The following is a 14,042-nucleotide window of genomic DNA, read 5'->3' as shown; positions in this document are numbered from 1 at the left end:
GCGTGGGCCAGTAGGGTTGCGCCGGACCGACCGGTCCGGGTAGGTCCCATCCTCAAAGCCCAACCGCAAGGCCACCCGCGGCTTGACCACAAAATCAGCTCAACAAACGCACCCCAGACTCAACACCCGCCAAAGACTCAAGAACACCCCGCCGCCGGCTGAAAAAACCACCAGCAATCTTTGGGATTCGATAAGAATTCGCCGGCCAAGGTGACGTGACGATCTGCCCGAGGTTTTTCCAAGGTCCACGCGCGACACTCACAAGGCGGTCGGCCCCAGCCTCCCCCCAATGCCGGGGCCGACTGCACCCAACAGGCCACGCCCGGCCACATTAGCGGCGGGCGAAGACGTCTGCCCCGAAGCTCCTCAGCCCGGGCGCGGCGGCATACCCGAGCCGGGGCAGGCCGAAGATGTCCTCGATGCTGGCCAGCAGACTGAAGTGGTTGTAGGGCGTGTTCGACGCCGTCCCGGGCCTCACGAACGGCGACAGGACCAGGGCGCCGATGCGGCCGCCGGCGGTGCCTCCCGGGATCATGCCCGCCGGGCCCGTGGAGTCGCCCTCGGACTCGTCGAACGTGATAACCAGCAGCCCGTCCGCCCCGTACGCCGGCGAGGCGAGGATGGCCGGGACGTGCTTTCGAAGCCAGCTGTCGGCGGTGGCGAGTCCGCCGGGCTCACCCGTGACGCAGGGGCTGTCGTGGCCGTCGTTGCAGAGGTTAGGGGTGATGTAGGACAGGTTCGGCGTGCTCGCCGCGGAGCGGAGATCCAGGCCCAGGCGGCTGAAGTCGACGACGTTCCGCTGGCAGCCCGGGGCAGACGTGATGGATGCGAAGTAGACAAAGGGGTTGTGCCGTGTGGCGTACTGGTCGCCCTTACTCGCCTTCTGGGAATTGTCGTCGGCGCCCGGTACCGGATGGCGGCAGGGCGTTCCCATGTCCTCCATGTAGCCCTTCCACGTCCTGCCCGCCGCGGTGAGCTGCCCGGGAAGGGTGGGGACCGATGCCGGATACACGCAGCCGGTGCCCTTCACCTGGTGGTACGCGGCTGTTCCCTTCGGCTTCAGGAGGGAGTAGGTCCCGCAATCATCGCGGTTGGCCGGGTTTGATCCCTGGCCTGATATCTGGGCGATGTAGTTCGGCGCGGAGTGGTGCGCCGTGGCGTAATAGCCGGTCAGGAGCACACCCCGGCGCCGGAGAATCTGCGACAGGTAGGGCGCCTCGGACCCGGCGCCCCAGACCTGGCTGTACCCCTTGTTTTCGAGGTTGATGATGAAGACGTGCCCGGGCTTCGGCAGCGGCCTGCCCTGCGCCTGGGGCTGGGCCGCCGCACCCGTAGACGGGGTACCGGGCACAGGTGCGGGAGCGGCAACCGCGGGGGCGGGATGCCTGGTTGCCGGCGCGGGGGAACTCTGCGCCGGCGCGGGGGTGGCAACTTCCGGCGCAGGGGTACGGGGCACGGGGGCGGTGGCCTCCGGCGCAGGGGTACTGACCGCGGGCGAGGATGTATCTGCGCCGCCCGCTGGAGCGGCGGCCTCGGGTGGTGCCGCTACGGCACCGGGGCTGCACCCTGCCAGTGCCGCGGCGAGGACAAGTGCGGTCAGCGCTGCCGGCAGTCTTTGGGACGAGCCTGTGTTGCGCTCCCCGCGGGGAACTGGGCGGGAGTGTCGCATGGATAGCCCCTTTCGGTGCCCGTCAGCCCGATGACCGCCGACGTTGCCCGCGCAGCGTTGGTGTATTACCAGTGTGGCCAAGTGTGCCTTAGAGCAGGCCCAGGGCGGAAGCCCTGGTTTCTTTGAATCCGGCCGGGACGGCCGTAAACCGGGGAAGAAACCCCGAGCGGCTATCTGGCGGGTGAAGGGCGGCGGGCCTGCGAACGTTGCCATGAGACGGACGTTCCCGGCGCTTCCGTTGAGCGCTTCCTTGACCCCGGGCGTATCCGGCAAGATGTTCGCGGTTCCGCTGAATGTGCCCACCGTGTGTTCTGCGCCGTAGGTGCCGTTGGCGTTCACCAGGGCCGCCGTGAGCGTCATGCTGGCGGCAGGAGAAGGGGTAATCGCGGCCGTCTTGCCATTGGCGCTGACGGTGTCATTGCAAGTGAGCACCGTATCTGTCCACGCCACGGTCATTGGTGGCGGTGGCAGATTGCTGCCACAGGCCGGCAGCGGATGTGGCGCCGACCCCCAGCAGGACCGTCAGGACGAAGGCCACCAGGGCGGCCTTCGCACCCGGGAGGTTCTGCAGGCTCCTCACGCGGCCTCGTCTCCCGTGCCTTCTGGTGCTCCGTCTTCGTCACCTGGTTTCCGGAGCCTGCCGCGGAGGGTCCGGAGGATCAGCAGGGCCCCATAGCCGATCAGGGCTGCGGCGCCAGCTGTCACCCACAGGCCGCGGTCTGTATTGCCCATTGCGTTCGCTACGAAACCAACCATCCGGTGCGTCTCATCCGCAGGCTTGCCCGACTCGAGCTGGAAGGTGACGATGTCCCCGTACTTCAGCTCGCTGAATGCTGCAGGCTTCACCACTAGGAACGTGCCCGGAGGGTGCTTCGGAGCCATGGAGTTGGTGAGCACCGTGTACGTCCGGGACCCGGTGGCCTTGGGCACGATAATCAGTACCAAGGCTGCGAACACCAGAACCATCAGCAGCCCAAAGCTGACGAGACGTCCGACGACGGCAACGCCACGCCCGTGGCGCGGGGGCCGCGGGGCGCCCCTTTAGAGTTGGCGTGCGCTGAGGGGAATACTGATGTTCACCGATTGTCCTTTTACTGCGGTGGTCGCGGAAGTGGAGAGCTTCACTTCGAAGCACATCACGGTGCTGCCGCCCTTGGGGACGGCCGCGGAGGTCACGCCCGCGCCCGACAGCGCCAGGTAATTTGTGGTGACTGCGCAGTCGGCAACCGTTGGGGCCGACTTCGCATTGACCGTCACGTATTGGGCAAGCGAGCCGGTCCCCACGTTGGTGACGGTGGGGCTTGCTGCCGTGACGGCGATGCTGAACACTCCCCCGGCGTCCGAGGCATTCGCCACCACAGTGTTGGCGTACGTCGAGCTTCCCGGGCTGAGGACGGCGTTCTGGGTAGTGAGCGCCAGGCTGGCTGACTGCCCGTCGGCCATGGTCATGGGAGTGGTCTGTCCGGACGGCGCCCCGGTGAGGTTGACGGTGAACGAGGCGGAAGTGATTGTTCCCGGAGCCCTGGAAACCATTGCGTTCCAGAGTGCGTAGCTGCCTTGGACGGCCAGGAGGCCCAGAAGCACGGCCGCGGCGATCAGCGCCGCGGCCCGCAATGACCGCGGGATGTGCATGGTTCCTCCTCCTGGCCACTGACCCGGTGAATGCGGGGTGCGGCCGGTGCCGCACACCGCAGTTACCAGACTAGGACAGGCCGGGCTGGGTGACCTGGTTCAGGGTGAAGGCGACGTTGCCGAAGTTGTAGGCCTTGGTCACGTCCGAGCGGCCCGTGGTGGTGGACAGGAATTCGAAGGTGATGGTGGCGGTGACCGTCGTGGAGGTCTTCAGCGGGTTGCTGACGACGGCGCTCGGTGAACCGGCGGTCAGGACGGGATCGGTGACGATGACATTGGCGGCGGTGAATCCGTTGGCGGGGGTTGCACCCGTTGCGGTGATGTTGGCGGCCATTTTGTCACCCGTCAGGGTCACGGTGAGGTTCTGGGTATAGGTCAGCTTGTCGCCGGGGACAACCTTGTAGGTGGAGATGTCGACTGTGGCGTTGTTACGGTCCGTCCAGACGCCAGTGGCGGCCGCGACGTTCAGGTCGCCGGCGATGACGGTGCCGGGAGTGCCTGAAGCGGCGGCGTTCCAGGAGGCCAGGGTGCCGCCGCCGCCCAGCAGAAGTGCAGCGCCAACGGCGATGGCGGCGGTTCCCTTGATCAGTGCGCTGTTCTTCATGATGAGACCCTTCAAAACTTGCGAGTGGATTTCCTGCTGAAAAGAACAATGCCGAGGCAAACTCAGGACTCCATGCGATAAACAGTCAAGAATCACTCAAGAAAAGACACCCGGTTCGGGGTGATATCTTGAGTCACCGTCCCATTTGGGCGGTGACTCAACTTTGGCGCCTGCCGCGTACACCGATGTGCGTTGCCGGCTGCCCGTGCAATTGGAAGCTGGGGCTTTTATGCGCTTTGTGAAGAATCTGCGCGCCGGAAGCGGTGCGCTTTGGGCAGCGGCAAGCGGGCGGCGCGGCATCGCGCGGAACGCAAGTGCCGCCGTCGTTCTGGCCTTTTCTGCCGTACTGGCCCTTACGACGGCGGGCCCGGCCGGTGCGATCACCGGTGACTACACCAAGGACAACGAGCACCCCTTCGTGGGGCTGATTGTTTTCTACGATTCCACCGGAGCGTTCAACCACAGGTGCTCAGGGTCCCTGCTGACGCCCACTGTGTTGCTGACCGCCGGGCACTGCACGGCCGGTGCTTTGTCGGCCCGGGTCTACTTCCAGCAGGACGCCGGCGTGGACTGGACACCGGAAACCGGCATTGATCCGGACACCGGCTATCCGAGCGCCTGCGCTGCGGGAACGCTGGGAACCCAGTGCGCAACCTCAGGCAAGATGTACAACTACGGCTACACCAGCATGGACGCCGTCCCCGAAACCAAGGACGCCGGCCTGGTGATCCTAAACCAGCCCATCGCACTCAGCGAATACGGCCGGCTCGCCGCACCGGGAACCCTGGACGCGCTGGCCACCAAGCGCGGACAGCAGGAAACCACGTTCACCTCCAGCGGCTTCGGCATTTCCGCGGCCAGTCCGGGAGGCGAGACCTCATTCCGGGAACGGCTCATGGCCCAGTCCAAGCTGACGAACCTCAACAGCGCCAGCACCGACGGCTATAACGTCCAGACCAACGGCAACGGCAGCGGCCTGGGCGGCACCTGCAACGCCGACTCCGGCGGCCCGCTGTTCTACGGCACCGCCGAGTCGAACCTCATCACCGGCATCACGTCGTTCAACCACAACCGGTACTGCAAGGGGACGAACTTCTCCTACCGCACCGACCGGCAGGCCGTGATCGGCTGGATCAAAACAACCACCGGAAGCGAGTTCGCAAACATCAAGTTTGGGACCGCCAGCTGACTAACATGTTCGACGGCGGGCGGGCACCCGCCGTCGAACGGTGGCCGCTCGCCGTCGAACGGCCACCCGTCCCAGCGCCCCTTTCTGGGCGGCTACGCCAGGAACTCCGCCGCGGCCTTCACCGCAACGGTCCGCACGGCATACACCGGTGCGAACACCGGGCGCTTGGGCAGCAGGGGTTCGGGTGCCGGATGGTCGTGGATGCCGGGCAGGGCCGCACGCTGCAGGGCAATGCGCTGCCACGCCCACGGGAGGAAGTAGGTCCGCGCCCAGGCAAGGTCCCCGGCCCTGGCATCGCGCCAGCTGCTGTGCGGCAGGGCCTTGGGCTCCAGCGGCTGCAGCGAGTGCTGCACCTGCAGGGTATCCAGCACCTGCATCGCAATGGTGTGGTGTCCCAGCGGCGAGAAGTGCAGCCGGTCCGGGTCCCACATCCGCGGTTCCCTGAGTTGCGGCAGGGTCCACAGGTCCACGAGCAGGCATTCATGCGCGGCGGCCACAATCCGGATGTTCTCGTTGAAGATGGCTATCCGGGAGCGGCTCCGCCCCAGGATGGGCGTGCGCCGCCAGTCCGGCCCGGCGAACAGCATGATGGTGGCGCCGGTGGCACTCAGCCGCTCCACGCCGGCCTCCAGCTTGGCGGCAAGCTTGTCCGGGTCGGTGCGGTGGAACACCATGTCGTTCCCGCCGGCCGACAGCGTGATCAGGTCCGGTTTCAGCTCCAGCGCTGGCTCCGTCTGCCGGTCAAGAATCTGGTCCAGAAGCAGGCCACGTATGGCCAGGTTGGCATAGGCAAAATCTTGGCGCTCCGCGCTGAGCTCCTCTGCCACCCGGTCCGCCCAGCCCCGGAGCCCTCCGGCGCAGCGTTCCTCGGGGTCGCCAACGCCCTCCGTGAACGAATCCCCCATCGCCACATACCGGCTCCAGGGGTGCGGAGCCGTTGCGTCCGCAGCGGAGTCCCGGGGTCCAAATCGGCCGATGTGTTTCATCGCCTCGTCCTCTCCCTTGCGCCCCTGGCGCGGTACGCCTGTGGCGTTATCCAAGGAACGCTCGAGCCCCGCGGGAAATTCCGTAAACGTTCGCACTTTTGTGAATATTTTCCGGATGGATATTTAATCCATTCGGTGTAGTATCTAGATGCCCGCTCTTTTACGCGCTAGCCCCAACCGCCCTGCACGCAAGGAGACACCGTGAGCCTGCCGGAACAGACACGTCCTTTTCGACAGCCTCCCGGCCGGGAAGCCCTCCTGGGATCGCTGCTCGGAATCCTGGCAGGGCTGCTCGGCCTGGCACCATGGCTGATAACCGGCGCGCGACTCCCGCTGCAGAACCTGTGGGGCACCGAGGTTCTCCCGGAACAGATGCCGGTCTCGCTGCTCCCGCTGAGCCAGTACAAACTCACCACGCTCGTGGCTTTCCTCACCGCCGGCGGTGCGGTAGCCGGGCTCGCCGTGCGCATGTGGTCCCCTGCCCGACGCCGTCTGGTGGGGTGGTGCGCGGCGTCCGGCGTTCTTGCCGTCCAGGCCATTGCCGCCATCCAGTCATTCACGGTGCTCTACGGGGGCCTGGATACCGGGACGATGGCGGGCATCTACTTCGCAGGCCTGCTGGCCGGCGTCATCGCGTCCATCGCCGCGGGCCTCGTGGCGTTCCTGCTCCTCCGATCGAGGTCACGGGCCCTGGCTGCGCTGGGCGCCGGGCTGGTGGCGGTGCCGCTCACGTCGTGGGGTGTGGGGTGGGTTGCCGGCTTCGTTGGGCAGACCAACATCCCCGCTGCGGTGCCGGCGCTGTCGCGCTGGGTCCCTGCGCTCATCGTCGGCTTCGCCCTGGCGTGGTGCGGCCTGCGTCCTTTGCGGCGGGCCGTCGTGTGGCTCGCAGGCCTGGCCCTGTTGTGGGTGGTCCCGGCGCTGTTCATCTCTGTCAGTTACGTCCTCGGGACACGCGCACTGGCCAGCGACGTGCAGGAGATGCTGCTGATGAGCCGGCAAATCCTGGCGGCCACCCTTGGACCGGCCGGCGGGGCTGGTCCCACAGTCCTGCTGGCTCTGGCCGTCGCGCTGGCAGGGCTGGGCATCCGATCCGTTGCCAGCCGCCGGCGGCCCGGCAACCGGGTTGGCTCCACGCCATAGGTCGGCGGCTCCCCCGGTGCTAGATTCAAGGTGCCTGCGCCCCTCTGACCTGCAAGGAGCTTCCAATATGCTGATCGGTGGCCTTCCGGCCCACATTCTTTTGGTCCACGGCGTCGTCGTCTTCGGGCCGCTGGCCGGACTAGGCGCCGTCATCTATGGCCTGGCCGGCCGGACGCGCCGGTATCTCGCCTGGCCGCTGGGCGCGCTGGCGCTGATCCTTGCCCCGCTGACACTCATCACCGCGCAGGCGGGTGAGCAGCTGCAAGCTACCCGCGGCGCCACCGACGCCATCCAGGCGCACGCCCAGCAGGGCGACATCCTGAAGATCGCCGCCGTCGTCTTCTTCTTCCTGGTGCTGCTGATGGTCGCCGCCACCTTTGCACCACTGGCCGACCGGGTCCCTGCACTGGCCGGGCTCCAGCGCTCCCGCCCCGCGCGCATCGCGGCGCTTACCCTGGGCGTGCTCGCCGGCCTCTTCGTCATCTACCAGAGCGTGATCACCGGACACTCCGGCTCGTTCTCCGTGTGGGGCGGGTAGCTTCCCAGGCCTCGCGGGACGCCGCCGGCCGGGACCGGCGACGGGCTGGGTGAGCCTCCTGGCATGGGGACCATCGGGCTCTTCCGCCGCCGGCCTAGACTCACATTACGCTTCCTGGCCCGGACGTAGCCGGGCGAAGTTTCTTCCCTGCGGACCCCGAGGTCCGGTTAGGACACACAGCCGACGTTCGGGTGGTCCCCAAGGTGGTCCCAGCTTTCCCCAAGAAGCGCGGATCAGACTTGCCTCACTCCGAAAGGGCCGGCCGTCAGGGCAAGATGGCTGGTCCCAGGCGCCGGGCCCGGAATGTTCCCCATGCTTTCCGGACCCGGCGGAAAGGGTTACGGCCATCGCACCGCGGCAGTCCGTCGGGGCTTTGGCGCGCAAGGTTTTCCCAAGCTTTGTTGGAGAGAATTTGATTGCCGGCCACTCGTTTGCCGCGCGAAAACCGGCATGGCACCGGGAACGACGGAGCCCTCCACGGGCCCGGTGCCGCTTCAAAGCCAGCTCCCCGTCTGCGGCGTGGGTTTCAGTCCAGCCCAGTGGTCTCAGGCGCCGGCGGGCAGGAGCTCTGCCGCCCGGTGCATCAGCACGTGGTTTCACTCTCCTCCATCGACTGGACCGGCCTTACGTCCTAGACTGTGCAGCACCCACTGGAGGCCGGGGCTCATCGCGGGCGCTGCCGGCGTTAAGGACCCCAGCAGCGACGGCGAAGGAGTGGCAGTGACAGGGCTCAGCAACGAGGCACCCGATATCCTGCAGCGCTACTACCGGATCCTGTCTGCCGGAATCGATGCCTATGACCCCCAGGGCGAATTCCGAACCCTGCTCGCCGACGGCCTCGAATTTGAAGGACCGATCGCGGGCAAGCGCACAGGGGCGGACGGCTTCTGCCAAGGCGTCAAGGGCTTCATCACCAATGTAACGTCCATCGAGTTCGTCCACGAAGTTCACGGACCGGACGGATCGGCGACTCTTTACGACGCCCGCCTGCCCGGTGGCATGGCACGGATGGCCGAGTTCTTCAGCATCAGCGACGGCAAGATCGCCGCTCTTAGGATCCATTACGACCCCGCCGACTACACCCTGAAAGGTGGCCGTTAGCCATGAAGCTGGATGCTGTTGTCAAAGCCATTGAGGATTTTAGTGCACTCGACGGGGTGGGGTCTGCCCTCGCCGGGGCCGTGGGAAAGGCAGTGCAGCCACGGCCTGTCCGGAACCTGCTCAGCGGCACTGCCATCGGGCACCCGCTGCATCCGGTCCTCACCGATCTGCCCCTGGGCGCCTGGAGCATGGCGTCGCTTCTGGACTTGGTGGGAGGCAAGGCCTCCGAACCCGCTGCCGACCTCCTCGTAGCCGTCGGCATTGCCACCGCCGTTCCGACGGCCGCAGCAGGGCTCAACGACTGGTCGGACACGCAAGGAAAGACGAGACGAACCGGGCTGGTCCACGCTGCCGCGAACAGTGCGGCCCTGTGCTTCTACGTTTCGTCTGCTGTGGCCCGCGGGACCGGTCGCCGCGGACTCGGCAGGACGCTTGCACTGGCAGGCTTCGGACTCATTACCTTCGGCGGCTACTTGGGCGGCCACCTGGCCTTTGGCGATGCGGTGAACGTCAACAAGACAGCGAGCCGAACAGGACCCGCCGAGTGGACGGACGTGCTCGACGACGGTGACCTCGCCGACGGAGATCAGCGCACTGTGGATGTTGCCGGAATCACGGTCCTGCTGCACCGTTCCGGGGATCGCGTGCAGGCACTCGATGCTCTCTGCAGCCACATGGGCGGCCCGCTGGGCGAGGGGAAGGTCGAGGATGGTTGCGTTATCTGCCCCTGGCATGGAAGCACTTTCCGGCTGACCGACGGCACGGTGGTCCGCGGACCGGCCACCCACCCGCAGCCCGCCTACGAAACCAGGTCCGCTGACGGCCGGATTCAAATCCGCAGCCTCCCCTAGCTGGACCGGAACCCGCCCGTCCATCCGCCATGCACGTCCGTCCCGTCACTCCCGGGGGCGGTCCTCGCAGTCGTTCAGGTGCGCGAGCAGTGCCGCCTCCGGGTTTCCGGGATGCTCTGAGATGTGCCGCAGCAGCCCGAGCCGCATTTCCTCCTCCATGTCAGCGTCGCTCAGGAGGTCGAGGATCAGGCACTGGACCTGCCGGCGGATAATTTCCCGGCCAGGTGGGGTGGCCATTGCTTCCTACCCCACCTTGCCCAGCGAAACCGTCAGGTCCGTCTGCGCCGCCGAGTGGTCCCTGTTCCTCGCCACCATCACGATGGCGTACTGGCCCTTGCGCAGCTGGCCGCTGCCGGTCCTGGTGAAGCCGTTCGACTCATAGAACGCCTCCGCCGACGCGAGCACCTGGTCCGCGCCGCCCGGAACCGTCAGCAGCACGGTCCACGCTCCGGCAGTGCCGCCCGACCCCTGCAGCTGGCCCGGCGGAACCGGCACATCAGCCGGCCAGTCGGCGGGCAGGGCGGGCAATGTGCGGGCACCCTCTCCGCCTTCACCGTTACCGTCCGAACCCCGACGGCGGCCTCCGGACTGAGCGGGCGCCGCACCCGCCGTCGTACTTCCATTGACCGAGGACGACGGCGGGACGGGAACCGACGGTTGGGCTGTGACGGACAGCCCCGGCACGGGCGCTACGCTGACCGCCGCGGTTCCCGCGGACGCGCTGACCGGCGGCGTTACCTGTGGCCCCTGGCTGCAGCCTGCGAGCCCGGCAGTGGCGAGGACCGCCGAAGCGAGTCCCCGCCACAGTGCCCCTCGCCACAAAGACGCGGCTCGGTTCATGGGAGCGGGCCGGTCACCAGGGAGACGGCGCCAGGGCCGCCGCGTTGCCGGTGCCCTCGCCGCTGACCAGGAACGGCAGGTGCCAGAGGTCGTTCGGCACCAGCCCATCGCCGGGCTTCACGTTCTCCGGGAAGAGGTACTCGAAGACCGGCGCGATGTACTGCCCCGGCTGGAGCCCATTGGCCCTGGTGGGCGCGTTCTTGAAGCAGGTGTCCAGTGCTGCCTGGTTGATGGTGGTGGTGCTGACGTTCACCGGCGTGGGCAGGCACAGGGTGCGCACACCCACCCGGACGGTCCGGTCCGGCTGGCTCAGCAGACCGTTGGGCGCCTTGGTGGCCCGCAGCCGTGCCCGCTGCGGCTGGGCCCCGGTGTTCTGGGTGGTGATGCCGCCGGTGGGGCCGCTGATGGGAACGCCGTTCTCGCCCGTCATTTCAAACGGCGTGATCCAACGGTTGCGCACGGATCCGTCCGTGTTGCGGTCCTCGTAGTAGATGTCCACGGGGGTCTTGACGTCCGTGGTTTCGGCTTCGAGGAAGATGCGGTCCTGGGTTTCCTGGGCTACGCCGCTGACTGCAGTCGCCACCGGGTCCGCGGTGCCGACGCCGAACTCGCCGATCGCCAGGTAGCTGGGCTGGGTGCCCGGCTGGGTGTAGATGCCGAGGTTGGCCTCCACCGTGTGGGCGGAGATGTAGTCCTCGGTGCCGTGCATCAGCGTGCCCGAGTAGTCCACGTAGTCGCCGATCTCAAACGGCGCCTGCTGCGACGCGTCCGGGCCCGTCGTCGGAAGTCCGGTGAAGGCCGGCATCACGTACTGCGAGCAGTACTTCTGCCCCGGCGCCGGGCCGCTGAGTTCGCCGCTGGCCGGCAAGGCAACGCCGGCGACGCTGAAGTTGCGGCAGGCCGGGGCGAGCGGCCGGTTCTTCTGCGGGCAGAGCGGGTCATCCTTCACGCTGGGGTCCGTGCGCGGGATGCACATGGGATAGCCCGTGCCCGCATGCACGGTGGGGTTGTCCTGGTCCACGCTGAAACGGTTGTCAGGCGACTGGCCGTTGCTGAACCGGCCGGTGTCCGCTCCGGTGCTGTCGTGCAGGCCGGCGATCTTGGGGTCGTTCAGCTGAACGGTCACGGTGGCGCCGGCCGCGTTGGCCACCTTCAGGGCGCCGCTGGCGTAGTCGATGCCGGTAATTTCGCCGCGGCCGGTGTTGGCAGACTGCTGGGAGACGAAGACCAGCCCCGCGATGTGCTTGGCGCCCACCATGTTGCCCACCGCCCGCAGCTCCAGGCCCTCTGTGCCCAGCGGCGCGCTGCCTCCGGTGCCGTGCACAAAGTCCGCCCAGCTGAGCGTGTTGGCAGGCATCTGGACAATGAGGTTGCAGGGAATGGTGATGACGACGCCGTTGATGGTGACGGAGCCGCCGAAATCGGACGGGTCCGCCGTGGGGCAGGCCGCGCCGTCGACGGTGGCGTTGTGCGCCAGGCCGGTGTCATCGTAGCCGTGCAGGTTCGCGGCGGGGACTGACAAGGCGGGGGTGGGCAGCGTGGGCACCACCCACGGGGACACGATCCCCTTGGGCGGTTTGGCTGTTCCGCCGCCACCGCCCTTGGCGAGGGCGGTGCCTACACCGCCGGTGGCGATCAGGCCGGCGGCGGCACAAATGATGGTGGCTTTTCGAAGCGTACTGGGCCGAACTTTGGTGGTCCTCATGGCTGGTCCTTTCGGAGGTGCCGTTGTTACTGGGGCGGAACGGTTCCCGGGCGGGACTGTTCCTGTGCGGGACGTGCAGGGGTTTCCTGCGCTCATGAGGGGTGCGTGGTGCGGTGCGGGACGGGCTCTGGCGCGCGGCCCGCTCGAGGTGCGGGCCGACGTCGGACGGTCTTCTTTGCCGGGGTAGCAAAGGCAACATTTGGTTGCCGAGCCAACCATCCCCCCGGCCACTTGGGAAAACCCTGCTTTTTCCCCCAACTGGGAGGTGGTCCACCCACCAACCTGAGTCCCCCAAGGATTTCCCAACCGGCCGCCCATAGCTTCCTGTGCATCGAGCCAGCCGTTGCGGCGGGCAACTAATCAGGGGAGGAACACCATGGAGAACCATGGACTATTCAGGGTGCGGCCGCGGTCTCAATCGGTCCCGCCGGCGTGGGTGATCGGCACTATTCTGCTGGGGATCCTGGCCGCGCTGGCACCGCTGCTCTTTGCGTCGGGTCCGGCCACCGCCAAGGTCAGCGCCGCCGTCACCTACGTGCCGCAGACCCGCACGTACTACATCGGCGCCGACGAGGTGGAGTGGAACTACGCCCCCACGGGCAAAAACCAGATCACCGGTGAAGCCTTCGACGACGACGCCGCGGTCTTCACCAAGCAGGGTCCGCAGCGGATCGGCAGCACATACATCAAGTCCCTCTACCGCGCCTACACGGACGACAGCTTCAAGACCCTCAAGCAGCGGACTCCGGCCGAGGAACACCTGGGCTTCCAGGGCCCGGTGATCCGCGGCGTCGTCGGAGACACCATCAAGGTGGTCTTCAAGAACAACCTGGACCGGCCGGCGTCGGTCCACGTCCACGGTGTGTTCTACGACAAGAGCAGCGAGGGAGCCCCCTACGCGGACGGCACGTCCGGTGCTGCGAAGATGGACGACGGCGTGGCCCCCGGCGCCACCTACACCTACACCTATGAGGTGCCCGAGCGGGCCGGCCCCGGACCCATGGACGGCAGCTCCGTGATGTGGATGTACCACTCGCACACCGCCGAGGTGGCGGACGACTACTCCGGGCTCGTAGGCCCCATGGTGATCACCAGGGCCAGCAACGCCCGCGCGGACGGCACCCCGAACGACGTCGACCGGGAGTTCTTCCTGCAGTTCAAGGTCAGCAACGAAAACAACAGCCCGTACCTGCAGCAGAACATCGACAAATTTGCGGGCAAGCCGGCCAAGGTGAACCCGGACGATGAGGGGTTCCAGGAGAGCAACATGATGCACGGCATCAACGGTTATGTATTCGGGAACCAGCCGCTGGAGTCGATGACCATGAAGAAGGGCGAACACGTCCGCTGGTACCTGATGGGTATGGGCACCGAGGTGGACCTGCACACCCCGCACTGGCACGGCAACACGGTGACGGCCCTCGGCATGCGCACCGACGTGGTGAACCTGCTGCCGGCCAGCATGGTGGTGGCGGACATGGTGCCGGATGACGTGGGAACCTGGTTGTTCCACTGCCACGTCAACGACCACATCAGCGCCGGCATGATGACCCGCTACCGGGTCCTCAACGCCGACGGCACCGAAGGCGCCGTCACCGAATCCGCCGGGACCGGGACCGCCGCCGGCTCTGCCGCGACGCACGCCGCCGGGCACTAGGTTTCACTGACTCCTGGCCCAACTGACTCGCAGTAAATGTCGTTTTGAACGCTCATAACGACAACAACTGCGAGTCAGTTGGGCCTTCCCGTGCTCGCCGGAGGTTCTGCGCACCATCGCAAAGTAAGGT

At 67.0% G+C, this 14,042-nt stretch carries 15 protein-coding genes; 6 read left to right on the top strand and 9 right to left on the bottom strand.

The window, feature by feature from the left end:
- Positions 1–331: 331 nt before the first annotated feature.
- The 5 genes from AC1DFE_RS16195 to AC1DFE_RS16175 form a co-directional block, all read right to left on the bottom strand.
- Entirely contained in the window at positions 332–1,669 is a 1,338-nt protein-coding gene (locus tag AC1DFE_RS16195; RefSeq protein WP_476906897.1) for an alkaline phosphatase family protein, read from the bottom strand.
- Positions 1,670–2,084: 415 nt separating this feature from the next.
- Complete coding sequence (locus AC1DFE_RS16190; RefSeq protein WP_476906896.1) at positions 2,085–2,249, bottom strand: hypothetical protein; 165 nt, start codon at positions 2,247–2,249, stop codon at positions 2,085–2,087.
- Positions 2,246–2,635, bottom strand: coding sequence for a S26 family signal peptidase (locus AC1DFE_RS16185; protein WP_476906895.1), 390 nt, complete (start codon positions 2,633–2,635; stop codon positions 2,246–2,248). The genes AC1DFE_RS16190 and AC1DFE_RS16185 overlap by 4 nt, the downstream gene beginning before the upstream one ends.
- A 75-nt stretch (positions 2,636–2,710) precedes the next feature.
- Positions 2,711–3,301, bottom strand: a complete 591-nt coding sequence (locus tag AC1DFE_RS16180; RefSeq protein WP_476906894.1) for a hypothetical protein — start codon at positions 3,299–3,301, stop codon at positions 2,711–2,713.
- A 70-nt stretch (positions 3,302–3,371) separates the two neighbouring features.
- Positions 3,372–3,905, bottom strand: coding sequence for an alternate-type signal peptide domain-containing protein (locus tag AC1DFE_RS16175; RefSeq protein WP_476906893.1), 534 nt, complete (start codon positions 3,903–3,905; stop codon positions 3,372–3,374).
- Between the two features lie 238 nt (positions 3,906–4,143).
- Between AC1DFE_RS16175 and AC1DFE_RS16170 the strand changes: the two genes are divergently transcribed.
- Positions 4,144–5,094 carry a trypsin-like serine protease gene (locus tag AC1DFE_RS16170; RefSeq protein WP_476906892.1) on the top strand — a complete coding sequence of 317 codons (951 nt, stop codon included), beginning with the start codon at positions 4,144–4,146 and terminating at the stop codon, positions 5,092–5,094.
- A 92-nt stretch (positions 5,095–5,186) separates the two neighbouring features.
- On the opposite strand, the gene AC1DFE_RS16165 is transcribed toward AC1DFE_RS16170, so the two are convergent.
- A complete protein-coding gene (locus AC1DFE_RS16165; RefSeq protein WP_476906891.1) occupies positions 5,187–6,080 on the bottom strand; it encodes an SGNH/GDSL hydrolase family protein in 894 nt (297 codons plus the stop codon).
- 201 nt (positions 6,081–6,281) lie between these two features.
- Here AC1DFE_RS16165 and AC1DFE_RS16160 point away from each other — a divergent pair, with 201 nt between their 5' ends.
- The 4 genes from AC1DFE_RS16160 (at position 6,282) to AC1DFE_RS16145 (ending at position 9,710) form a co-directional block, all read left to right on the top strand.
- Complete coding sequence (locus tag AC1DFE_RS16160; protein ID WP_476906890.1) at positions 6,282–7,220, top strand: hypothetical protein; 939 nt, start codon at positions 6,282–6,284, stop codon at positions 7,218–7,220.
- A gap of 67 nt (positions 7,221–7,287) precedes the next feature.
- Positions 7,288–7,758: a hypothetical protein gene (locus AC1DFE_RS16155; RefSeq protein WP_476906889.1), complete on the top strand. Its 471-nt coding sequence runs from the start codon at positions 7,288–7,290 to the stop codon at positions 7,756–7,758.
- A 720-nt stretch (positions 7,759–8,478) separates the two neighbouring features.
- Positions 8,479–8,859 carry a nuclear transport factor 2 family protein gene (locus tag AC1DFE_RS16150; protein ID WP_476906888.1) on the top strand — a complete coding sequence of 127 codons (381 nt, stop codon included), beginning with the start codon at positions 8,479–8,481 and terminating at the stop codon, positions 8,857–8,859.
- Positions 8,860–8,861: 2 nt separating this feature from the next.
- Complete coding sequence (locus tag AC1DFE_RS16145; RefSeq protein ID WP_476906887.1) at positions 8,862–9,710, top strand: Rieske (2Fe-2S) protein; 849 nt, start codon at positions 8,862–8,864, stop codon at positions 9,708–9,710.
- Positions 9,711–9,755: 45 nt separating this feature from the next.
- Here the strand turns inward: AC1DFE_RS16145 and AC1DFE_RS16140 are convergent, their stop codons facing one another.
- The 3 genes from AC1DFE_RS16140 to AC1DFE_RS16130 all read right to left on the bottom strand — a co-directional run bounded on the left by AC1DFE_RS16140 (position 9,756) and on the right by AC1DFE_RS16130 (position 12,255).
- Positions 9,756–9,947 carry a hypothetical protein gene (locus AC1DFE_RS16140; protein WP_476906886.1) on the bottom strand — a complete coding sequence of 64 codons (192 nt, stop codon included), beginning with the start codon at positions 9,945–9,947 and terminating at the stop codon, positions 9,756–9,758.
- Positions 9,948–9,953: 6 nt separating this feature from the next.
- A complete protein-coding gene (locus AC1DFE_RS16135) occupies positions 9,954–10,238 on the bottom strand; it encodes a hypothetical protein (protein ID WP_476906885.1) in 285 nt (94 codons plus the stop codon).
- A gap of 325 nt (positions 10,239–10,563) precedes the next feature.
- A complete protein-coding gene (locus AC1DFE_RS16130; RefSeq protein WP_476906884.1) occupies positions 10,564–12,255 on the bottom strand; it encodes a hypothetical protein in 1,692 nt (563 codons plus the stop codon).
- A gap of 436 nt (positions 12,256–12,691) precedes the next feature.
- Between AC1DFE_RS16130 and AC1DFE_RS16125 the strand changes: the two genes are divergently transcribed.
- Positions 12,692–13,912 carry a multicopper oxidase domain-containing protein gene (locus AC1DFE_RS16125; protein ID WP_476906883.1) on the top strand — a complete coding sequence of 407 codons (1,221 nt, stop codon included), beginning with the start codon at positions 12,692–12,694 and terminating at the stop codon, positions 13,910–13,912.
- Positions 13,913–14,042 lie beyond the last annotated feature (130 nt).

This window comes from Arthrobacter sp. 05T423, from assembly GCF_056396245.1.
Note: the sequence above shows the minus strand (reverse complement) of the source record. Positions and strands in the feature narration are given on the sequence as shown.

What these genes read in the sequence shown, in the direction of transcription:
- AC1DFE_RS16175 (WP_476906893.1), bottom strand. Translation starts at nt 3,905, where the DNA reads ATGAAGAACAGCGCACTGATCAAGGGAACCGCCGCCATCGCCGTTGGC.
- AC1DFE_RS16145 (WP_476906887.1), top strand. Translation starts at nt 8,862, where the DNA reads ATGAAGCTGGATGCTGTTGTCAAAGCCATTGAGGATTTTAGTGCACTC.
- AC1DFE_RS16165 (WP_476906891.1), bottom strand. Translation starts at nt 6,080, where the DNA reads ATGAAACACATCGGCCGATTTGGACCCCGGGACTCCGCTGCGGACGCA.
- AC1DFE_RS16195 (WP_476906897.1), bottom strand. Translation starts at nt 1,669, where the DNA reads ATGCGACACTCCCGCCCAGTTCCCCGCGGGGAGCGCAACACAGGCTCG.
- AC1DFE_RS16155 (WP_476906889.1), top strand. Translation starts at nt 7,288, where the DNA reads ATGCTGATCGGTGGCCTTCCGGCCCACATTCTTTTGGTCCACGGCGTC.
- AC1DFE_RS16185 (WP_476906895.1), bottom strand. Translation starts at nt 2,635, where the DNA reads ATGGTTCTGGTGTTCGCAGCCTTGGTACTGATTATCGTGCCCAAGGCC.
- AC1DFE_RS16140 (WP_476906886.1), bottom strand. Translation starts at nt 9,947, where the DNA reads ATGGCCACCCCACCTGGCCGGGAAATTATCCGCCGGCAGGTCCAGTGC.
- AC1DFE_RS16130 (WP_476906884.1), bottom strand. Translation starts at nt 12,255, where the DNA reads ATGAGGACCACCAAAGTTCGGCCCAGTACGCTTCGAAAAGCCACCATC.
- AC1DFE_RS16180 (WP_476906894.1), bottom strand. Translation starts at nt 3,301, where the DNA reads ATGCACATCCCGCGGTCATTGCGGGCCGCGGCGCTGATCGCCGCGGCC.